This is a genomic window from Microbacterium sp. NPDC055455 (genome assembly GCF_053619935.1).
Window position 1 is genome coordinate 66,374 of the sequence record NZ_JBSHLB010000001.1, and the last position, 20,943, is coordinate 87,316.

The 20,943-nt window shown below is 72.8% G+C and carries 18 protein-coding genes; 10 read left to right on the forward strand and 8 right to left on the reverse strand.

The genetic code is table 11. The features are described from left to right. The first annotated feature begins 23 nt into the window (after positions 1 to 23). Complete coding sequence (locus tag ACWGUG_RS00250; RefSeq protein WP_452323459.1) at positions 24 to 1,484, forward strand: aldehyde dehydrogenase (NADP(+)); 1,461 nt, start codon at positions 24 to 26, stop codon at positions 1,482 to 1,484. Positions 1,485 to 1,652: 168 nt separating this feature from the next. On the opposite strand, the gene ACWGUG_RS00255 is transcribed toward ACWGUG_RS00250, so the two are convergent. Then, positions 1,653 to 2,783 (reverse strand): glycerate kinase, encoded by a 1,131-nt coding sequence (locus ACWGUG_RS00255; RefSeq protein ID WP_452323460.1) that lies wholly within the window; start codon positions 2,781 to 2,783, stop codon positions 1,653 to 1,655. Between the two features lie 72 nt (positions 2,784 to 2,855). Between ACWGUG_RS00255 and ACWGUG_RS00260 the strand changes: the two genes are divergently transcribed. Together ACWGUG_RS00260 and galE are read left to right on the forward strand one after the other, a co-directional pair. Beyond that, a complete protein-coding gene (locus ACWGUG_RS00260; RefSeq protein ID WP_452323461.1) occupies positions 2,856 to 3,557 on the forward strand; it encodes a ThuA domain-containing protein in 702 nt (233 codons plus the stop codon). 221 nt (positions 3,558 to 3,778) lie between these two features. Then, positions 3,779 to 4,759 (forward strand): UDP-glucose 4-epimerase GalE, encoded by a 981-nt coding sequence (gene galE / locus ACWGUG_RS00265; RefSeq protein WP_452323462.1) that lies wholly within the window; start codon positions 3,779 to 3,781, stop codon positions 4,757 to 4,759. Positions 4,760 to 4,984: 225 nt separating this feature from the next. On the opposite strand, the gene ACWGUG_RS00270 is transcribed toward galE, so the two are convergent. Continuing rightward, a complete protein-coding gene (locus ACWGUG_RS00270) occupies positions 4,985 to 5,980 on the reverse strand; it encodes a LacI family DNA-binding transcriptional regulator (RefSeq protein ID WP_452323463.1) in 996 nt (331 codons plus the stop codon). A gap of 122 nt (positions 5,981 to 6,102) precedes the next feature. On the opposite strand from ACWGUG_RS00270, the gene galT reads away from it, so the two are divergent. The 5 genes from galT to ACWGUG_RS00295 all read left to right on the forward strand — a co-directional run bounded on the left by galT (position 6,103) and on the right by ACWGUG_RS00295 (position 11,764). Continuing rightward, a complete protein-coding gene (gene galT / locus ACWGUG_RS00275; RefSeq protein ID WP_452324175.1) occupies positions 6,103 to 7,287 on the forward strand; it encodes a galactose-1-phosphate uridylyltransferase in 1,185 nt (394 codons plus the stop codon). Further along, positions 7,284 to 8,474, forward strand: coding sequence for a galactokinase (gene galK / locus ACWGUG_RS00280; RefSeq protein WP_452323464.1), 1,191 nt, complete (start codon positions 7,284 to 7,286; stop codon positions 8,472 to 8,474). Before galT ends, galK begins: the two co-directional genes overlap by 4 nt. A gap of 196 nt (positions 8,475 to 8,670) precedes the next feature. Further along, complete coding sequence (locus ACWGUG_RS00285) at positions 8,671 to 9,513, forward strand: alpha/beta fold hydrolase (RefSeq protein ID WP_452323465.1); 843 nt, start codon at positions 8,671 to 8,673, stop codon at positions 9,511 to 9,513. A 122-nt stretch (positions 9,514 to 9,635) separates the two neighbouring features. Further along, a complete protein-coding gene (locus ACWGUG_RS00290; protein ID WP_336394527.1) occupies positions 9,636 to 10,268 on the forward strand; it encodes a TetR/AcrR family transcriptional regulator in 633 nt (210 codons plus the stop codon). Beyond that, positions 10,265 to 11,764 (forward strand): carboxylesterase/lipase family protein, encoded by a 1,500-nt coding sequence (locus ACWGUG_RS00295; protein ID WP_452323466.1) that lies wholly within the window; start codon positions 10,265 to 10,267, stop codon positions 11,762 to 11,764. Before ACWGUG_RS00290 ends, ACWGUG_RS00295 begins: the two co-directional genes overlap by 4 nt. A 12-nt stretch (positions 11,765 to 11,776) precedes the next feature. Here the strand turns inward: ACWGUG_RS00295 and ACWGUG_RS00300 are convergent, their stop codons facing one another. From ACWGUG_RS00300 to ACWGUG_RS00315, 4 genes are all read right to left on the reverse strand, one after another. After that, positions 11,777 to 12,763: an LLM class F420-dependent oxidoreductase gene (locus ACWGUG_RS00300; RefSeq protein WP_378884945.1), complete on the reverse strand. Its 987-nt coding sequence runs from the start codon at positions 12,761 to 12,763 to the stop codon at positions 11,777 to 11,779. A 112-nt stretch (positions 12,764 to 12,875) separates the two neighbouring features. Continuing rightward, positions 12,876 to 13,790 carry a DNA-methyltransferase gene (locus ACWGUG_RS00305; RefSeq protein ID WP_452323467.1) on the reverse strand — a complete coding sequence of 305 codons (915 nt, stop codon included), beginning with the start codon at positions 13,788 to 13,790 and terminating at the stop codon, positions 12,876 to 12,878. Next, complete coding sequence (locus ACWGUG_RS00310; RefSeq protein ID WP_452323468.1) at positions 13,769 to 14,818, reverse strand: lipoate--protein ligase family protein; 1,050 nt, start codon at positions 14,816 to 14,818, stop codon at positions 13,769 to 13,771. Before ACWGUG_RS00310 ends, ACWGUG_RS00305 begins: the two co-directional genes overlap by 22 nt. Before the next feature lie 29 nt (positions 14,819 to 14,847). Further along, entirely contained in the window at positions 14,848 to 15,699 is an 852-nt protein-coding gene (locus tag ACWGUG_RS00315; protein ID WP_452323469.1) for an alpha/beta fold hydrolase, read from the reverse strand. Positions 15,700 to 15,815: 116 nt separating this feature from the next. On the opposite strand from ACWGUG_RS00315, the gene ACWGUG_RS00320 reads away from it, so the two are divergent. Further along, positions 15,816 to 16,289: a MarR family winged helix-turn-helix transcriptional regulator gene (locus ACWGUG_RS00320; protein ID WP_336394522.1), complete on the forward strand. Its 474-nt coding sequence runs from the start codon at positions 15,816 to 15,818 to the stop codon at positions 16,287 to 16,289. Beyond that, positions 16,286 to 17,641, forward strand: coding sequence for an MFS transporter (locus ACWGUG_RS00325; protein ID WP_336394521.1), 1,356 nt, complete (start codon positions 16,286 to 16,288; stop codon positions 17,639 to 17,641). Before ACWGUG_RS00320 ends, ACWGUG_RS00325 begins: the two co-directional genes overlap by 4 nt. A gap of 27 nt (positions 17,642 to 17,668) precedes the next feature. Here ACWGUG_RS00325 and ACWGUG_RS00330 read toward each other — a convergent pair whose 3' ends face one another. Both ACWGUG_RS00330 and ACWGUG_RS00335 read right to left on the reverse strand, forming a co-directional pair. Next, positions 17,669 to 20,098 (reverse strand): glycoside hydrolase family 2 TIM barrel-domain containing protein, encoded by a 2,430-nt coding sequence (locus tag ACWGUG_RS00330; protein WP_452323470.1) that lies wholly within the window; start codon positions 20,096 to 20,098, stop codon positions 17,669 to 17,671. Then, positions 20,095 to 20,856, reverse strand: coding sequence for a TetR/AcrR family transcriptional regulator (locus ACWGUG_RS00335; protein ID WP_378884931.1), 762 nt, complete (start codon positions 20,854 to 20,856; stop codon positions 20,095 to 20,097). The genes ACWGUG_RS00330 and ACWGUG_RS00335 overlap by 4 nt, the downstream gene beginning before the upstream one ends. Positions 20,857 to 20,943: the final 87 nt, after the last annotated feature.

Genomic DNA, 20,943 nt, shown 5'->3' on the forward strand with positions numbered 1-20,943 from the left:
TGCACCGCACGAAAGGAACCCCGATGACCACCGCCGTCACGACCACCTCCACGACCGAGCTCGACAGCCTGGCCGCCGCGGCGGCCGCAGCCGCTCCGGTGTGGCGCGCGGCGGATGCCGCGACCCGCGCGTCCTGGCTCCGCGCCGCCGCTGACGCGCTCGATGCGCACGTCGACGAGCTGGTCGCGATCGCCGACGAGGAGACCCGGCTCGGCGCGACGCGCCTGCGCGGCGAGGTCGGCCGCACCACCGGGCAGCTGCGCCTGTTCGCGAGCGTCGTCGAGGAGGGCTCGTACCTCGAGCTGACGGTCGACGACGCCGACCCGTCCGCCGTGCCGCCGCGCCCGGAACTGCGGCGCATGCTGGTCGGGGTGGGACCGGTGGCGGTGTTCTCGGCGTCGAACTTCCCGTTCGCCTTCTCGGTCGCCGGTGGCGACACCGCGTCCGCGCTGGCCTCCGGCAACCCCGTCATCGTCAAGGCGCACTCCGGACACCCGCGGCTCTCGCGGCGCACCGCCGAGATCGTCGCGGCCGCCCTCCTCGCCGCGGGTGCGCCCGAAGGCTCGCTCGCTCTCGTCGAAGGCCGCGAGGCCGGCAACGCACTGGTGCAGCATCCGGTCATCCAAGCCGCAGGGTTCACCGGATCGCTCGGCGGCGGACGCGCGCTCTTCGACCTCGCCGCCGGACGCCCCGACCCCATCCCGTTCTACGGCGAGCTGGGATCGGTGAACCCGGTGGTCATCACCGAAGCGGCGATCGCAGAGCGCGGCGAGACGCTCGCGCAGGGCCTGGTGGGCTCGTTCACGCTCGGCGTCGGCCAGTTCTGCACCAAGCCGGGCGTCGTGTTCGTCCCAGAGGGCGCCGGCTTCGAGGACCTGGTGGCGGGCTTCGCCACCGGCGCCTCCGGCGGACCCCTGCTCACCGATCGCATCACCGAGGCCTTCCCGTCGGGCATCGAGCACCTCGAGTCCGACCCGTCCGTGGCGGTCGTCGCCCAGGGCCGGCCCGCAGAGCCGGGGTCTGCGCGCCCGATCGTGCTGTCGACGGATGCCGCGGCCGTCGCCGCTCGCCCCGAGACGCTGCTCGAGGAGTGCTTCGGACCGGTCACGCTCCTCGTGCGCTACTCCTCAGCCGCCGACCTGCGCGCCGCGCTGGAGGCGGTTCCCGGATCGCTGACGGCGACGCTGCACTCGCAGGCGTCCGACGAGGTGGCCGAGGTGCTCGAGGTGCTCACCCGCAAGGCCGGACGCGTGCTGTTCGCCGGCTGGCCCACCGGTGTCGCCGTGACCTGGTCGCAGCAGCACGGCGGCCCGTGGCCGGCGACGACGTCGCTGCACACGTCGGTCGGCGCGACGGCGATCCGCCGGTTCCTGCGGCCTGTGGTGTTCCAGGACGCCCCGGCCGCGCTCCTCCCCGAGGTGCTGCGGGATGAGGCCCTCGCCACGCTGCCGCACCGCCGCAACGGCGCTCTGCTCGTGCCCTGAACCTCGCTGCAACCGGCGCCCCTCCAGGGCATACACCGCGTTCGCGACGAGACACCGCGCCAGGCCGGGGCATTCCAGGGCATACACCGTATTCGCGACGAGACACCGCGCCAGGCCCGGGTGTCTCGTCGCGGATGCGGTGTTCACGCGCGACGTCGGCCGGGAGCGTCAGGTGAGGGAACCTGCCAGCGCCGCGCCGGCTCGCTCGAGCCAGTGCGCGGCGTCGGCCATCGCCGCCTCCCCCGACCCAGCGAGGTCGGTCAGCGAGGCGGTGGCGGCGAACCCCGAGACGTCTGCGTCCGCGGCGATGCGCCCCGCGACCAGCGCGACCGGCGCACCGACGGCGCGGGCGACCGCGGCCACGTGGGCGGGCACCTTTCCGGCGGCGGACTGCCCGTCGTAGGACCCCTCGCCGGTGACGACGACGGATGCCGCGGCCACCGCCGCATCGAGTCCCACGAGCTCCGCGACGGCGGCCGAGCCGGGCACGAGCTCCGCGCCCCAGGCCAACAGGCCGAACCCGGTGCCGCCGGCGGCACCGGCACCCGGCGTCTCGGGATCGGTGGTCGCGAAGGCGTCCAGCCCGGCGAGCCGCGAGAGTGCGGCGTCGAGCCCGGCGACGTCGTCGGGGCTCGCGCCCTTCTGCGGGCCGAACACCGCCGCCGCGCCGCGGGCACCCAGCAGCGGGTTCGTCACGTCACTGAGCACGGTCACACCGTGCGGCGGAAGCGGTGCGAGCCCCGACAGGTCGGCCGACGACGCCGTGGCGAGCCCGCGCGCGCCGTCGGCGATCGGCGCGCCCGAGGCATCCGTGATCCGCGCGCCGAGCACTGCGAGCAGGCCGGCACCGCCGTCGGTCGACGAGCTCGACCCGATGCCGAGCACGAGCCGCGACACGCCGTGAGCCAGCGCGGCGGCGATCCCCTCGCCGAAGCCTCGTGTGTGCGCGTCGAACGGTCGCAGCCGTGGCGGCGTCCCGAGCAGCTCGATGCCGCTGGTGTTCGCGAGCTCGACCACGCCGGTTCCGTTCGGAGCGTCCGCGCTCGGCGGGAGCAGGACCCAGGATGCCTCGACCGGCGTCCCCTCGGGCCCCGTCACCGTCACCGGCATCCGGCGCGCGCCCGGCACGGCGGCGGCGAACGCGTCGACCGTGCCCTCGCCGCCGTCGGCCATCGGCATGAGCCGCACCCGATCGTGGGGTCGCTCGCGTCGCCAGCCCGCCCCGAGGGCGTCGGCGGCTGCCGCTGCGCCGATGGTCCCCTTGAACGAATCGGGGGCGATCACGACGGTGTGGGTCATGCGGCCATTCTCCTCGCGCGGCGATGCGTTGCACCGGCGGGTACCGGTTCGGAAAGCGTTATCCTGCTGATCATGGTATCCATGGACCCGTCGCAGGCCCAGCCCGCGTCCCCGCGCGCCGTCATCGCCACCGGCACCGGCCGCTACGGCGATCCGTGGCATCCGTTCTCCGAGACCTCGGCACGCATCGCCGCGCTGCTGCGTGACGACGGGTGGGACGTCACCGTGGACGACGACGTCGATCACGCGCTCGCGCACCTGGACGGCTTCGATCTGCTGGTCGTCAACGCCGGCGACCCGTGGCGGAACGGCGACACCGAGCTCGGGCACCACGCCGACCCGGCCGCCGACTCCGGTCTCACCACTGCGATCGCGCGTGGCATCGGGATCATCGCGGTGCATGCCGCGCTCTCGACGCTTCGCGACCACCCGGCGTGGCGCCGCGCGATCGGCGGGGAGTGGGAGCCGGGACGCTCGTGGCATCCGCCGATCGCCGACGCGCACGTGCGGATCGTCGACGCCGGTCACCCGATCACCGATCGGATGCCGGGCATCGACGTCTTCGACGAGCGCTACAGCGACCTCGCGGTCGACGACGGCGCCCGCGTGCTGGCCGAGCACGACGTGGACGGCACCGCCCACCCGGCGGTGTGGATCCGCGAAGACCCGACGCGGGCGGTCGTGTCGTCGCTCGGCCACGACGCGCGGGCGTACGACTCCCCCGAGCACGTGCGGCTGCTGCAGCGCGCCGCGCGCTGGGCCGCTCGCGCCTGAGCCGCGGCGCACGGCGCCCAGCGTGGCGCACGGCGCACCGCGCGGCGCGCACAGAATCGGAGGATGTGGCCGACACGCCGGGAGACGGATGCCGCAGCCCGGCGTGCCGCCCTGGTTCTCCGATTCTGTGCCCGGGCGCGAGCCCCCTGGCCGTGGGCATCCGGCCGGAGCGGGCACAATGGAGGACGGCGCCGCTCGGCGACCCCGACCCCCGGAGTGACATGACCTGGCTCGTGACCGGAGGCGCCGGCTATATCGGCGCCCACATCGTCCGCGCTCTCGGCGACGCGGGCCTCGCGCCCGTCGTCGTCGACGACCTCTCGAGCGGCCACGCCGAGTTCGTGCCTGACGGCGTGCCCTTCGTGCAGGGTTCGATCCTCGACCGGGAACTCGTCGATCGCGCGCTGCGCGACCACGGCGTCGAGGGCGTGATCCATCTGGCGGGGTTCAAGTACGCGGGCGTCTCCGTCCAGCGGCCGCTCCACACCTATGCCCAGAACGTGGAGGGCACCCGAGTGCTCCTCGAGGCGATGCAGGCCGCCGACGTCGCGAACCTGGTGTTCTCGTCCTCCGCGGCGGTGTACGGCACCCCCGACGCGCCGCTGGTCACCGAGGATCTGCCCAAGCGGCCCGCGTCGCCGTACGGCGAGTCCAAGCTGATCGGCGAGTGGCTCATCCGCGACCAGGCCGTCGCGACCGCCGAGTCGAAGCATCCGCTCCGCCACACCGCGCTCCGCTACTTCAACGTTGTCGGCTCCGGCGATCCCGCCGTGTACGACACCAGCCCGCACAATCTGTTCCCGCTGGTGTTCGAGGCGCTCCTCGAGGGACGCACGCCCCGCATCTACGGCGACGACTACGACACCCCCGACGGCACCAACGTGCGCGACTACGTGCACGTCGCCGACATCGCCGCCGCCCACGTCGCCGCCGCGCAACGGCTGCTCACGGGCGCGCCGATCGAGCCCGCGTACAACCTCGGGTCGCAGAACGGCCTGAGCGTCCGCGAGATCATGGACGCCATGGCGCGCGTCACGGGCATCGACTTCACGCCCGAGGTCGCGCCGCGCCGTCCGGGCGACCCCGATCGGATCGTGGCGACGGGCGAGCTCGCCGCGCGCGACCTCGACTGGAGGAACCGCTACACCGTCGACGAGATGGTGCGCAGCGCCTGGGAGGCCCGCCGGGCCGCCCACGGCTGACGCCCGCCCCCGCTTCGCGGATCCGGAAATCGGAGTTCCGCACGCTTTCCGGACCCGCGGGCACCGAAGCCTCCGGAAACCCTCGCGAAGTCCGAAATCCAGAGCCGCGCCACCCGCGACCCGGAGCGCCCGCCACCCGCAACCCGAAAGCGGCGCCACCCGCAACCCGAAAGCGGCGCCACCCGCCACCCGAAAGCGGCGCCTCTCACGACCCGGACCCGCCCCTCAGCGGGCGGGCGGCGCGGTGCTGGCGCGCACGACGAGGCGCGTCGACACGGTCAGGAAGGCCGCGGCCGCGCCGGCCTCGATGCCGTCGACGAGCGCGGCCACCGCGAGCGAGCCGAGCGCGTCGAAGTCCTGGTGCACCGTGGTGAGCGGCGGGCGGTAGTCGGCGGCATCCGCCACGTCGTCGAACCCGACCACGCTGACGTCCCCCGGCACGGCACGCCCCGCGTCGGCGAAGGCCCGCAGCAGCCCGAGCGACATCTGGTCGTTCGCGGCGAAGACGGCGGTCGCGCCGGCATCGACGAGAGCGGATGCCGCAGCCGACCCCGACGCGGACGTCCAGTCGCCGCGCACGACCGGGGGCACCGCCGCGCCCGCCTGCAGGAGCGCCTCGCGCCAGCCGCGCTCCCGCTCGGCCGCGGCGAACGAGCCCGTCGGTCCGGCGAGATGGTGCACCGTCCGGTGCCCGAGGTCCAGGAGGTGCCGGCCGGCCTGGCCCGCACCGCCGGCGTGATCTGTCTCGACGACACCGAAGCGGTCGTCGCGCGGCGAGTCGACCACCACGAGCTGCAGCCCCGCCGCGCGCAGGTCCGCCTCCCGCACGCGCTCGGTGGCCTCGTTCAGCACGATCGCGCCGTCCACGGCCTGGTCGACGAGCCGCCCGAACGCGGCGGCGACGTCGCCCTCGGCGCCGAGCGTGACGACCGTGAGGGCGTAGCCGCGGGCGGCCGCGGCATCCGCCACCGCCTGAAGCATGCGGGAGTTGCCCACCGACGCGAGCGTCGACACGACCAGCCCGATCGTCTGCGTGCGGCCGGTCCGCAGCGCCCGGGCGGCGCGGTGCGGGCGGTAGCCCAGCTCGGCCATCGCCGCCTCGATGCGCGCGCGCGTCTCGGGGTCGACGCGAGGGCTGGCGTTGACGACGCGCGACACGGTCTGCCCCGACACGCCGGCGCGGGCGGCGACGTCTGCCATCGAGACGCGTCTCGTCGTCATCCTCGAACTCCTCGCTCCCCGGCCCATGCGCTCGCCACCGCAGCGCGAATCCCGAAACCGTGTTGACGCTAACATAGCGCTCTGGCTACCATGTTGACGTGAACACACCGGACTTCGACCCCATGGTCGCCGCCTCGACGGCAGAGCTGGCCGTGCAGGCGCTGAGCGCCGGCGTCGTCAAGCGCGCAACGCGACTGGCCGACGGCCGGGAGCTCATCTACTACGACGACCCGGGCACGACCCTCGGGCCCGAGCGCGCCGTCGACGCACGTGAGCTCGCACCGCGGCCCGAGACCGCGACGATGCGGCGCGACGTGCTGACCGGCGACTGGGTCTCGATCGCCGCGGCGCGCCAGAACCGTGCGTTCCTGCCTCCCGCTCACCTGGACCCGCTCGCTCCGCAGACGCCGACGAACCCGTCCGAGATCCCGTCCAGCTACGACGTCGCCGTCTTCGAGAACAAGTCGCCGTCGTTCGGGCCCGCCCTGGCGGTCGCGCACGGCGACGCGCCGGCAGGCGTCGACGCGCCCCGCGACCTCGACGACCTCGACGCCCCCGGGCTCGGCCGCACGCGCACGAGCGTGGGACGCTGCGAGGTCGTGTGCTTCAGCCCCGAGCACGCCGGATCGTTCGGCTCGCTCACGGCGACACGGGCGCGCACCGTCATCGAGGCGTGGGCCGACCGGACCGCTGCCCTGTCGGCGCTTCCCGGCATCGAGCAGGTCTTCCCGTTCGAGAACCGCGGCGAGGCGATCGGCGTCACGCTCCCCCACCCGCACGGGCAGATCTACGCGTACCCCTACATCACGCCCCGCACGACGAGCCTGCTCGCGTCGATCGATCGCGAGGGCCCCGACCTGTTCGAGCGCATCCTCGCCTTCGAGCGTGCGGGCGAGCGCGTGATCCTCGAGGGCGAGCACTGGACGGCGTTCGTGCCGTTCGCCGCGCGCTGGCCGATCGAGATCCATCTGCTGCCGCACCGTCACGTCGCGGACTTCGCCGAGACGACGGATGCCGAGCGCGACGAGCTCGCGCCCCTCTATCTGCGGCTGCTCCGCGGCGTCGACGCCCTGTACGACTCGGCGACGCCGTACATCGCCGCCTGGCACCAGGCGCCCGTGCACCGTGGCCGCGACACCGCCCGACTGCACCTGCAGCTGACGTCGCCGCGTCGCGCCGCGGACAAGCTCAAGTTCCTCGCCGGTTCCGAGGCCGCCATGGGCGCCTGGATCGGCGACATCCCGCCCGAGACGGCCGCCGCAAGGCTGCGCGAAGCCGTCGCCGCCGTCCCCGAGGAGACCCCGTGACCGCCACCGACACCCGCACCGCCGACGCCGCGATCGCCCTGTTCGCCGAGCGCTTCGCCGCCGATCCGACGGGGACCTGGTCGGCTCCGGGCCGCGTGAACCTGATCGGCGAGCACACCGACTACAACGACGGGTTCGTGCTGCCCTTCGCGATCCAGCATCGGACGCACGTCGCGCTGGGCCTCCGCGACGACCATCGCATCCGTGTCGTCTCGACCTTCGACGGCAGCGCCGTCGAAGCGGGCCTCGCCGAGCTGCACACGCTGTTCCCCGAACGGCGCGACGAGGTCCCCGAGTGGGCGCGCTACCCGCTGGGCGTCGCGTGGGCGCTGCTCGCGGCATCCGGAATCGATCCGTCCCGCGTGCCGGGCGTCGACCTCGCCTTCGCGTCCGACGTGCCGGTCGGCGCCGGCCTCTCGTCGTCGGCCGCGATCGAGGGGGCGACCGCCGTCGCCCTGGCCGAGACCTGGGCCGTCGACCTCGACCGCGTCGCCCTCGCCAAGGTCGGCCGCCGCGCCGAGAACGAGGCCGTGGGGGCGCCCACCGGGATCATGGACCAGATGGCGTCGCTGCTCGGCCGTGCCGATGCCGCGATCTTCCTGGACTGCCGCTCGCTCGAGGCGCAGATCATCGACCTCGGCTTCGCGGACGCGGGGCTCGAGCTGGTCGTGATCGACACCGGCGTGAAGCACTCCCACGCCACGGGGGGTTACGGCGAGCGCCGCGCCGCCTGCGAGCGGGGCGCGGCCGCGCTGGGCGTTCCGGCGCTGCGCGACATCACCCCCGCCGACCTGCCGCGCCTCGCCGGTCTCGTCGACGACGTGACCCTCCGCCGCGTGCGCCACGTCGTGACCGAGAACCAGCGCGTGCTCGACACCGTCCGCACGCTCCGCGAGCAGGGGCCGACCGCGATCGGCGACCTGCTGGTGGCGTCGCACGCGTCGATGCGCGACGACTTCGAGATCTCGGTTCCCGAGCTCGACACCGCAGTCGAGGCGGCGCTGTCGGCCGGCGCGGTCGGCGCGCGCATGACCGGCGGCGGCTTCGGCGGTGCGGCGATCGCCCTGGTCGCCCGCGATCGGGTGCAGGCCGTGACGGATGCCGCAACCGCCGCCTTCGCGTCCGCCGGCTTCGCCGCCCCCACGATCTTCACCGTGGCCCCGTCCGCCGGCGCCGCCCGCGACTGACTCGCCCCCCACAGCCTCATGCTTCACTTGCGCTGAACGTACGCCGATGTCGCGTGGACGCCTGCATTCAGCGCAGGTGAAGACCGGGGGAAGGGGCGCCGGCGAGCCGGCGCAAGACCTGGCGGGAATGGATCGGGGACGCTTAGCGTCGAACCTGGTGCGCGGGCATCCGGTCCGCGCGTGTAAGGGAGCGATCGTGGCGTACATCACCGTCGGAACCGAGAACTCGGTCGACATCGACATCTACTACACCGATCAGGGACCGGCCGATGCGCAGCCGGTCGTGCTGATCCACGGGTTCCCGCTCAACGGCGAGTCGTGGGGCAAGCAGCAGGCGGCGCTCCTGGACGCCGGCTACCGCGTCATCGCCTACGACCGACGCGGCTTCGGCGCGTCGACCAAGGCCGGGTCGGGCTACGACTACGACACGTTCGCGTCCGACCTGCACGCCCTCGTCGAGGACCTCGACCTCCGCGACGCGGTCCTGGTGGGCTTCTCGATGGGCACCGGCGAGATCGCACGCTACCTGTCGCGGTACGGCAGCGGCCGCGTGGCGAAGGCGGCCTTCGTCGGGTCGCTCGAGCCGTACCTGCTGAAGACCGACGACAACCCGGGCGGCGCCGGCCCCCAGGAGTTCTTCGACGGCATCGCGCAGTCGGTGCGCGAGGACCGCTACGCGTTCATCGCCGGGTTCTACAAGGACTTCTACAACCTCGACGACAACCTCGGCACCCGCATCTCGCAGGAGGCTCTCGACGCGAGCGTCCAGGTCGCGAGCTACGCGGGGAACGCCGCGATCGCCGCGGCGCCGCTGACGTGGCCGACCGACTTCCGCGGCGACATCGGATCGATCGACGTGCCGGCGCTCATCCTCCACGGCACGGCCGACAACATCCTGCCGATCGACGTGACCGCCCGGCGCTTCAAGGAGCTCCTCCCCGACGCGACCTACGTCGAGATCGAAGGCGCGCCGCACGGCCTGCTGTGGACGCACGGCGCCGAGGTGAACGAGGCGCTGCTCGCCTTCCTGAAGAGCTGACGACGACGGATGCCTCGGCCCTCGGTCCCCGCGACCGCCCGGGCCGAGGCATCCGACCCGGCAGCCGGTCCTTGACGAGCCCCGCCGGAGAAATCGAGCACCGTTCGGGTTTACTGTGAGCTATGGCAGAGAACGGCACGGGGCGGCGGGGCTCCTACGCCAAGGGGGTCGCCAAGCGCGAGGAGATCCTCACGCGCGCGCTGGAGGTCATCGCCCGTGAGGGTTACCGAGGCGCGTCGGTGAAAGAGCTGGCGGATGCCGTCGGCCTCAGCCAGGCGGGACTCCTCCACTACTTCGAGGGCAAGGAGGAGCTGTTCACCGAGATCCTCCGCAAGCGCGACGAACGGGACTCGGCCGACATGGGGCTCGACGCCGCGACGGCCTCACCGGAGGCCGCGCCGGCCGACCTCCGCGAGCTCCGGGACGGGTACGTCGGGATCGTCCGTCACAACGCCGAGGTCCCGGGGCTCGTGCAGCTCTTCGCGCGGCTGTCGGTCGACGCCGCCGATCCGGAGCATCCCGCCCACCGGTTCTTCGTGGAGCGCGGCGAGACCCTGCGCGGCTACTTCGCCGCAGCGATCGCCGCCGGGCAGGAGTCGGGCGAGATCACGGACCGGATCGACCCCGCGACGCTCGCGAGGATCTTCCAGGCCGTCGCCGACGGACTGCAGCTGCAGTGGATGCAGCAGCCCGACGTCGACATGGCCGCAACGATCGACGCCCTGTTCGAACTGCTCACCACGGAGAAGCGATGACCGACACCACCACGACCATCCGGTACGCCGAGGCACGCACGACGACCGGACGGGTCCGCGGCGCCTGGCGCGGCGAGCCCGGCGCCGGCGGGTCGGCGGCGTTCCTCGGCATCCCGTTCGCCAAGGCTCCCGTCGGCGACCTCCGGTTCGCCGCTCCCGTGCCGGTCGACCCGTGGGAGGGGGTTCGCGACGCCCTCGAGTTCGGCGCGACCGCGCAGCGCGGCGACACCGGGATCACGCTGATCCCCGAGCCGTCGGTGCCGGGCGAGTCGACGCTCAACGTCAACGTCTTCACGCCGGCACCCGGCGCGACCGGGACGCCGCTGCCGGTGCTCGTGTGGATCCACGGGGGCGGCTACGTCTCCGGCTCACCCGCGAGTCCCTGGTACGACGGCCGCGCCTTCAACCGCGACGGCGTCGTCACCGTGACGATCTCGTACCGCCTCGGCTTCGACGGATTCGGCCGCATCGACGGCGCCCCGTCCAATCGAGGCGTGCGCGACTGGCTCGCGGCGCTGCAGTGGGTGCAGGACGACATCGCGAACTTCGGGGGCGACCCCTCGCGTGTGACGATCGCCGGCCAGTCCGCCGGCGGAGGCGCGGTGCTGCGGCTGCTCGCGCTGCCGGCCGCCCAGCATCTGTTCCACTCGGCGTGGGCGCTGTCCGCCGCCCTGGCGGACGTGCCGCCCGAGCGCGCCGAGGCCGCCTCGGCCCGGCTCGCCGCGCTCGCGGGCGTCGCCCCGACGCGCGACGGCTTCGCCTCGGTGCCGGAGGCGACGCTGCACGGGCTGCAGTCGAAGGCGAGCCAGGCCCCCTCGCGCGACCGCCTCGCCGGCGTCCGCGCCATGCTGGACGACGGGCTCTCGTGGGGCCCCGCCGTCGACGGAGACCTCGTGCCGCAGCCGACGGTCGCCGCGCTGCGGGACGGCGTCGGCGCCGACAAGCCGCTCGTGCTGGGTTCGACGGACGACGAGTTCACGATGGTCCTGGACGGGGCGGCGCGCGCGCTGCGCCTGGTCCCGGCCGGTCTCGCGCTCTCGAGGCTGGGCGTGCCGCGCGATCGCCGCCGCGATTACCTCGCCGACAACGCGGCGCAGCGGCGCAAGGGCACGGCCGCCGTGCTCGGCCGCTATGTCACCGACGCGATCTTCCGCTCCACGGTGGCGAGGGTCGCCGAGGCGCGGGGCGCAGCGCCCACCTGGGTGTATCGCTTCTCGTGGCCCTCGCCGACGAGGCGGTGGGCCCTGCACTGCCTCGACGTGCCGTTCTGGTTCGACTGTCTCGACGAGCCCGGCGTCGCCGCGATCGCGGGAGACGCGCCCCCGCGGCGGATCGCCGCCGCGCTCCACGGCGCCGCGGTGGCGCTGGTGCGCGGCGACGACCCCGGCTGGCCGGCCTGGTCGAGCACGCCGGGGACGACGCGCGTCTTCGGCGGCGAGGCATCCGCCTCCGACGTCATCGGCGACGGCTACCGCAGCGTCCGCGCGCTCGTCTGAACGAAGCGTCGATCAGCGCAGCGCCGGAACGACCTCGCGCTCGAACAGCTCCATGCCCGACACGTCGTAGGCCGCCTCGGGGAAGTAGTGGATCGCATAGGCGATGCCGTGCCGCTCGCGCTCGGCGAGCTGCTCGACGACCTGCTCCACCGAGCCGAACCCGGGCGACGCGAGGTACTCGTGCTCGATGTGGTCGGCCCGCTCCTGCCCGACGTGCGGGAGCAGCCGCTCCTTGACGACGGCGAGCCGCTCGCGGGCCTCGCCCTCGGTCGCCCCGACGATCGTGTTGAAGTTCGAGCTGCGCGTGATCTCGGAGAAGTCGCGTCCCAGCGCGTCGCAGTGTTCACGCAGCACGGCGCTCTTGCGGTCGATGTCCTCGAGCGATCCCGAGAAGTTCGTGTACGACGCGTACTTCGCGGCGATCTTGAGCGTGACCTTCTCGCCGCCGCCGGCGATCCAGAACGGGATGCCGCCGTCCTGCAGCGGCAGCGGCTGCACGATCGCGCCGTCGACCTGGTAGTGCCGGCCGTCGAGCGTCGCCCGGCCGGTGGTCCACGCCTGCTGCATGATGTCGACGCCTTCGCGGAGCATCCGCAGCCGCTCGGGGACCGGCGGGAACCCGTAGCCGTACGCGTTCCACTCGTGCTCGTACCAGCCGCCGCCGATGCCCATCTCGGTGCGGCCGCCCGACACGATGTCGACCGTCGCGGCGACCTTCGCGAGGTACGCGGGGTTGCGGTAGCCCATGCACGTGCACATCTGGCCGAGACGGATGCGGCTGGTCGAGGCCGCGAAGGCGGCCATCAGCGTCCACGCCTCGTGCGTCGCCTCGTCCGAGTGCACCGGGGTCGTGTGGAAGTGGTCGTACACCCACAGCGACTCCCACGGGCCTGCATCCGCGCGCTGCGCGAGGCCGTTCATCACCTCCCAGTGGGCGGAGGGGTCGATGCCCACGAGATCGAATCGCCAGCCTTGGGGGATGAAGGTTCCGAAGCGCATGGCTCCCACCCTAGAGCGGGTGACGGATGCCGCGCCCCGGCGCCGCGGAGGCTCGACGACCGCCTCGCGGAGGGGTATATTCCGCCGGTCGCCCGGCCCGCCGGCCGCCCGGTCAGTCCGCGACCACGCGGGCGCGCGGCATCCGCTGTCGCATGACCGCGATCGCCTCGGGGTTGTGGTCCACGAGCACCGCGTCGCGGCCGAGTGACGACGCGACGGCGCCGGTGGTGCCGCTCCCCGCGAAGAAGTCGAGCACACGGTCGCCGGGGCGCGAGGACGCCTGCACGATGCGGCGCAGGATGCCCTCGGGCTTCTGGGTGGGATACCCGGTCTTCTCACGCCCGGTCGTCGGCACGATCGTGTGCCACCAGACGTCGGTGGGCAGCTTGCCCCGCTCGGCCTTCTCCGCCGTGACGAGCCCCGGCGCCATGTAGGGCTCGCGGTCGACGGCGTCGGAGTCGAACCAGTACGCCCGCGGATCCTTCACGTACACCAGGATCGTGTCGTGCTTGGTCGGCCAGCGCTTGCGCGTCTTGGCGCCGAAGTCGTACGCCCAGATGAGCTCGTTGAGGAACCGCTCCCGCCCCACGAGGGCGTCCATGAGCACCTTGGCGTAGTGCGCCTCGCGGTAGTCGAGGTGGAGGTAGAGGGTGCCGTCGTCGGTGAGAAGCCGCCACGCCTCGAGCAGTCGCGGCTCGAGGAAGCCCCAGTAGTCGTCGAACCGGTCGTCGTAGGCGCGAAGGTCGCCGCGGATCCGCTCGTACTCGCGCCCGTGGAACCCGCGTCGCACGATCCCGGCGGGTTCCGCCGCCTGCTCGACGGGGGACGGATGCCGCGTCCGCGCCGTCTCGACGGCCCGCTCCTGCGTGCGGCCGGTGTTGAACGGCGGGTCGAGGTAGATGAGCGTGAAGGAGGCGTCGGCGAAGCCGCGGACGACATCGAGGTTGTCGCCCTCGTGGATCTCGACGGCCCCCTCGGCGGGCGCGGGGGCCGGGCCGTCGTCGGTCACGGCACCCGGCGCAGCCACGCGTCGGTGGCGAACTTGGACTCCACGAGCGCCTCCGCCTCGGCGTACTCGTCCTCGGCGATGCGCCCGGGCACGGCGCCGTAGAGCTTCGTGAACGTCTGCTCGAGCTTGGCGATGATCGCCTCGCGCGGCAGCCCGGTCTGGCGACGCAGCGGATCGACGCGCTTCGCGGCCGAGGTCGTGCCCTTGTCGCTCAGCTTCTCGCGCCCGATGCGGAGCACCTCGGTCATCATCTGGCCGTCCATGTCGTAGCTGAGCGTCGCGTGGTGCAGCACTCCCCCGTTCGCCAGTCGCTTCTGCGCGGCGCCGCCGATCTTGCCCTGCGGCGAGGCGATGTCGTTGAGCGGCTGGTAGGTGGCGTCGACGCCCAGGGCGCGCAGCCCCTGCAGCACCCAGTCGTCGAGGAACGCGTACGAGTCCGCGAAGGTGAGACCGGCGACGAGCGATGCCGGGACGTAGAGCGAGTACGTGATGATCGAGTTCGCGCCCATGAGCATGGCGCCCCCGCCCGAGATGCGGCGCACGACGTCGAAGCCGTGGCGCGCGGCACCCTCCGGATCCACCTCGTTGCGCAGCGACTGGAACGACCCGATGACCACGGCGTTCTCGTTCCACTCCCAGATGCGCAGCGTCGGGCGCCGCCGGCCGTCGCCGACCCGGGCGGTGAGCACTTCGTCGAGCGCCAGGTTCATGCGCGGCGAGACCGGGCGCTCGTGCACGATCTCCCAGTCGAAGTCCCGCCAGCCGGGCGCGGTGACCAAGGCCCGGCGCACCGCCGTGCCCACCGCCTCGGGCGTGAAGCCGAGCAGCTGGGCCCCCTCGGGGAGCGCGGAGCGCACGGCCGCGGCGATCGCGGCGACGTCCGCCTCGACCGGGAGGCCGTTGACCGCGGCGTCGATGTCGTCGAGCGCGTCGTCCGGCTCGAGGAAGAAGTCGCCCGCGAGGTGGAAGTCCGCGATGCGGCCATCGCGCTCCGCGAGGTCGACGACGACGAGCTTCCCGCCGGGCACCTTGTATTCGCCGTGCATCCGCTCAGCCTATTGCCGAGCCGGGGCGATCAGCCCTTCGCCGGGAACCGCCGGTCGAGCCACGCGAGGAGATCGGCGCGCACATCCTTCTGCATGACCTCGTTGAAGATCTCGTGGCGCGCGCCCGGGTAGACGAGGGTCGTGACGTCGGTGAACCCCGAGCGCGTCCGGTACGCGTCGGCGAGCCGGTGGACGCTGCGCGGGCCGCCGACCCGGTCGTCTCGCCCCACCATGAGCAGGGTGGGCAGGTCGCGCGGCGAGTCGCGCAGCGGAAGACCGTACATCCGGAGGGAGTCCGAAATCCCGATGAGCTTGAGCGGGTCCTCGCTGGTGGTCAAGGGGTCGTCCAGGAACGCGCGCCCCACGGCGAGATCGCTCGAGAGCCACTCCGTGCCCATCGCACCGGGCCCGTCCCACGGTTTGTTGAGCGCGGTCGTGCGGATCCAGCGCGGCATCCGCAGGGCCGAGCCGGTGAGGACGAGACCGTCATACGCGTCGGGGTGGGCGTTGACCAGCATCTGCGCGAGGATCGATCCGCCCGAATGCCCCAGCAGCACGAGCGGCAGCTCCTGATTCTCGGCGCGGATGTGCTCGGTGAACTGCCACATGGCGGCCAGTGCGGCGCGCAGGCCCCCGGGACCCAGGTGGCCGAGCCGAGAGGCATCGCCGCCGTGCTGCGCCATGCCGGTGCGGCCGTGGCCGCGGTGGTCGGCCGCGTAGACGGTGCAGCCCTGTCCGGTGAGTGCCTCGATGAGGGCCGCGTACCTCCCGGCGTGCTCACCGATGCCGTGCAGGAGCTGCACGACAGCCCGCGGCTCGGTCTTCGCCGGGTGGACATCGAAGAAGATCGTGATGCCGTGGGCATCGATGAACTCGGGCATGCGCAGGAGTCTATGCGGACGGATGCCGCCGCCCGCCGCATGCGGTGCGCGCCGGGGCGCGGCATCCGCTTTCCGACTTTGTTTAGCAAGACTAATGAGCTAAGCTAACTAACCGTATGAGCAGCGACGAGACCACCACGACAGCGACCGGCCCGAGCGCCGTCGACCAGCCGGACCTCTCCCCTGCCGCCTCCCGCCTCCGGATCGCGATCTTCCGTCTCGCGCGGCGCATGCGCACGCAGCGCGCCGTCGACTCGATGAGCGACGGCCAGTTCGCCGTCCTCGCCGCCCTCAAGGTGCACGGTCCCCACACGCTCGGCGAGCTCGCCGAGCGGGAGCGGGTCTCGGCTCCCTCGATGAACCGCACCGTCAACTGCCTCCAGGAGTCCGGCTACATCGTGCGCGGCGCCGACGAGCGGGACGGCCGCAAGGTCGTCATCTCACTCACACCCGAGGGCGAGGCGGTCGTCGAAGAGACCGCGCGCCGCCGCGACGCGTGGGTCGAGGCATCCCTCGCCCAGCTCACCGCGCGCGAGCGCGAGACGCTCGAGGCCGCCGCCGAGATCATGCAGCGGATGGTCGATCGATGAGCGCGATGTTCCGGTCCTTCTCCGCCTTCAACTACCGCGTCTGGTTCATCGGCGCGCTGGTGTCGAACATCGGCGCGTGGATGCAGGCGACGGCCATCAGCTGGGTCGTGCTCACCGAGCTCACCGACAACGACGCCGCCGCGATGGGCGTCACGATGGCGCTGCAGTTCGCGCCGCCGCTGCTGCTGGTCGGCGTGACGGGCCTCGTCGCGGACCGGTTCGACCGCCGCCGGCTCCTGCTGGTGACGCAGAGCCTGCTGCTGATCCTCGGACTCGGCATCGGCGCGCTGATCTTCGCCGGCGTCATGAACCTGCTGATCATGTACGCATTCGCCCTCGCCCTCGGCGTCGTGGCCGCGTTCGACAACCCGGCGCGCCAGGCGTTCGTGTCGGACCTCGTGGCACGCGAGAACGCCTCCAACGCCGTCGCGCTGAACGCCGCGTCGTTCAACGGCGCCCGCATGATCGGCCCGGCCGTCGCCGGCATCGTCATCGTGGCGGTCGGAACCGGGTGGGTGTTCGTCGCCAACGCCGTTACCTTCCTCGCGATGCTCGCCGCGCTCGTGCTCATCCGCACCCACGAGCTCATCCCGCGCGTGAAGGCGCCCCAGTCGTCGCGGCTCGCCGACGGCTTCCGCTACGTGGCCGGGCGACCCGACCTGATCGTCACCTTCGCGATGGTGTTCCTCATCGGCGCGTTCGGCATGAACTTCCCGATCCTGGCCTCGACGATGGCGGTCGAGTTCGGCAAGGAGGCCGACGGCTTCGGACTGCTGAGCTCGATCCTCGCCATCGGCTCGGTCGCCGGAGCCCTCATGGCGGCACGGCGCGATCGCGCGCGGCTGCGGGTGCTCATCGCCGGCACGGCGATGTTCGGGTTCGCCGCCCTCGTGTCAGCCTTCATGCCCTCGTACTGGCTGTATGCCGTCACGCTCATGTTCACCGGCTTCGCCGTGGTGACGATGATGACGACCGCCAACGGCTACGTGCAGACCACGACCGATCCCGTGCTGCGCGGCCGGGTGCTGGCCCTGTACATGGCGATCCTCATGGGCGGCACGCCGATCGGCGCACCCATCGTCGGATGGGTGGCGGCGGAGTGGGGTCCGCGCGTGGCGATCCTCCTCGGCGCGGCAGCGGCCTTCGTGGCTTTCGCGATCGGTGCGACCTGGCTCTTCGTCTCGGGCCGGCTCCACCGCCACGAGCACAGGCGGTTCCGCCTGACGCTCGACGAGACGCGCCCCCTCTCGGTCATCGCTCCCGAGGAGTTCAGCGACGAGGTCGCCGGCACCACCCCGATCCGCGTCGTGCCCGAGGACAAGGGCGACGTGCGCGTCCGCCGCGCGAGCTGACGTCGCCGCGCGGCACCGCGGTCCGCGTCAGGAGACGGTGAGGGTGACGGATGCCGCGGCCAGGCCGTCGGCCGCCACCGTCACCGTCGCCCGTCCCGGCCCCGTCGCCCGCACGATCGCGAGCGCCCGCCCGTCGTGCGTCGTGACGGCGGGGCCCGCGAAGGACTCCTCGGTGCGGATGCGCCCGGTGCCGAGGCCGACGAGCTCGGCATCGCCCTCGACCGTCACGGTGACCGCGCGATCGGCGTCGCACGCGACGACCCCGTTCGCATCGGCGAGGAGGATCCGGACGAAGCCGAGGCCGTCCGTCGTGATCTCGTCGCGCTCGGCCATCGCCACGAGGGCGGTGTCCGCCGCGGTGCGCAGCGTCGTGCGGCCGACCTCGCGACCGCCGGAGCGCGCGACGGCGACCAGCTCGCCCGGCCGGTACTCCGTCTCGAAGCGCGCACGGAACGACTTCTCGGCGCCGACCGGCGCCACGCCCAGCGAGACGCCGTCGAGCTGCAGCTCGACCTCCTCCGCGGGCGCGTAGACGTCGACGGTGACCGGGGCGCCGGGCGCGGCATCCCACGTCCATGACGACACCGAGTCGTCCCACGACCACGGCGTGGTCGCCGTGGGCCGGCCGTGGTGCCGGGGCGGATGCACCGCCAGGTACGGCTCGGTGCGCAGCCCGAAGACGATCTCGCGGTAGTACGAGGCGGGGCGGCGGTGGCCGGTGATGTCGAGGTCGCCGCAGCCGGCGAGCAGATGCGGGAACGGTCCGGCGGTCCCGGTCGGCTGATAGCCGTGCTCATCGGTGTAGTCGACGCGGCCGATGCCGGCCTCACCGAGGTAGTCCCACCCCGTCCAGGTGAAGTCGCCGATGACGTGCGGCAGGCGCTGGACCAGCTCCCACATCTTCTCGATCCGGGAGGGGAAGGTCTCGGAGCCCACGATGACCCGGTTCGGGAACAGCTCGGCATCCAGCTCGTAGCGGGACTCCGCGTAGTTGAACCCCACGACGTCGAGCACCGACGCCGACTCCTCGGTCGACGCCGTCACGAGCTCCGACGCGTTGGCGCGGGCCATCACGTCGCCCATCGTCGCCATCATGGTGTTCGGATCGGTGGGCTCGCCCTCGCCCTCCGGCCCGCCATCGGCCTCCCGCATGCGGTCGAGGTTGGCGATGATGCCGTTGATGCCGTTGGTGACCAGACGGGTGTCGTCGCGCTCGCGGATCCGCTCGGCCAGGCGCCTGCTCCACGCCGACCCGGCGGGCGACGCGAGCTCGAGGATCTCGTTGCCGATCGAGTACATGATGACGCTCGGGTGGTTGAGGTCCTTCGCGACGAGGGCGTCGACGTCGTGCCGCCATCGCTCGGCGAACCCCGGCGCGGCGTCGAAGGCCACCTTCGACCGTGTCCAGGTGTCGGTGAGCTCGTCCATGACGAACACGCCGTGCCGGTCGCACGCGTCCAGCATCGCGCGGCTCATCGGGTTGTGCGCGCTGCGCACGGCGTTGAAACCCGCCTCCTTGAGGAGCCGCACGCGCCGGTCCTCCGCGTCGGCGAAGGTGGCGGCGCCGAGCGGCCCGCCGTCGTGGTGGACGCAGGCGCCCCGGAGCATCACGGGCTCGCCGTTGATCCGCAGGCCGCGCCGCGCGTCCACTTGGAGGCGACGGATGCCGAAGCTCGCGGCATCCGTGTCCAGCTCGGTTCCGTCCTCGGCCGTGAGGGCGGTGCGCACCCGGTGCAGCGCGGGCGACGCCTCGCTCCACAGCGCCGGCGCCTCGACCGCGAGGCGGAGCCGTGCGACGGCCTCGCTCCCGGGGAGCACGGTCACGGGCGCTGACCCGGTCGCGACCTGCGCGCCGTCGGGTCCCGCGACCGTCCACGTGAGCCGCAGCGTGCGCGTGTGGCGCGAGCCGTTCCGCACGGTCGTCGCCACGTTCACGATCGCACGGTCGGCGTCGATGTCGGGGGTCGTGACGACGGTGCCGTCGAGCGGGATGTGCACCGGATCGGCGACGACGAGGTGCACGGGACGATAGATGCCCGCGCCGGAGTACCATCGGCTGTCGCGGTGCGCGCGGGCTTCGACGGTGATGCGGTTCGCCTCCCCGTGGCGCAGATACGGGTCCAGCACCGCCTCGAAGGCGTTGTAGCCGTTCGGCTCGTGCACGACCGCGTCGCCGTTGACGAAGACGACCGCGTCACGGTAGACACCCTCGAACTCGAGCCGCACCGTCTTGTCGCGCCACGAAGCGGGTACGTCGATCGTCTTCGCGTACTCGAACACCCCGCCCTGCACGTAGCCGGTGTGCACGCCCTGGTCGCTGCCGGAGGACCGCGGCAGGTCGCGCACGGCGTCGTGCGGCAGCCGGACGGGCCGCGGGACCGACTCGGGCGTGGGCGCCTCGAAGGCACCGAGCTTGGGACCGACGGTCCAGCCCTCGAGGAACGGCTGCCGGATCACGCGCCGACCTCGCGGGAGCCGTCGGCCTCCGCGGGTCCCGGGTCCGCCCCGGCGCCGTCCGCGGGTTCAGCGCCGCCCGATCTCGCATCGAGCACCGCTTCGATCCCCGCGAGGTCGTAGCCGCTGATCATGCCGCGGAAGAACTCCGCCAGCGCCTCGGCCATGTCCGTCGACGACGGGTCGAGGAGCCATTGCACCTGGAGGCCGTCCATGAGCGCGATCGTCGCGACCGCCGCACGTCGCGGGTCGACCCCCGGCAGCAGCCGATCGGCGGAGGCGATGCGCGCGAAGGCGCGGGTGGTGCTCTCCCGCACGTATTCGTATCGCTGCACGAAGTACCCGTGGGCGGGATGATCGGACGACGTCGCCTCTGCCGAAAGCGTGCAGTAGAGCTCGACGACCCCCGGGATGGACGCATTGTGCCGGGCGAGCGCGACGAGGCCGCGCAGGGCCTCGACGCCGTCGGGCACGTCGAAGTCGACGAGTTCGCGCGCCAGGTCGTCTCGGTGGTCGAGCACCGCCTGAAGCAGTGCGCTCTTGCTTCGGAAGTGGTGAAGCAGCCCGGCCTCGCTCATGCCCACGCGCTCGGCGACCTCCCGCAGGGATCCGGCTCGATATCCGGATTCGGCGAACACCTCGAGGGCTGCATCCAGGATCGCCGTCCGCGTCGCCGCCGACTTCGCATACTCGCCGCGCGGCTTGCGCGTCCGCGTGGGAGCGGTCCCCTTCCGCGCTGCGGCGGAGGTGGTCTCGGTCATCGTCTCACCGTATCCCCGGGTCGTCTCGCGCACCTGCATCGGTGGCCGCCGGGTTCCTTCCCCTCCGTTCTATAACGAAATTCGAGC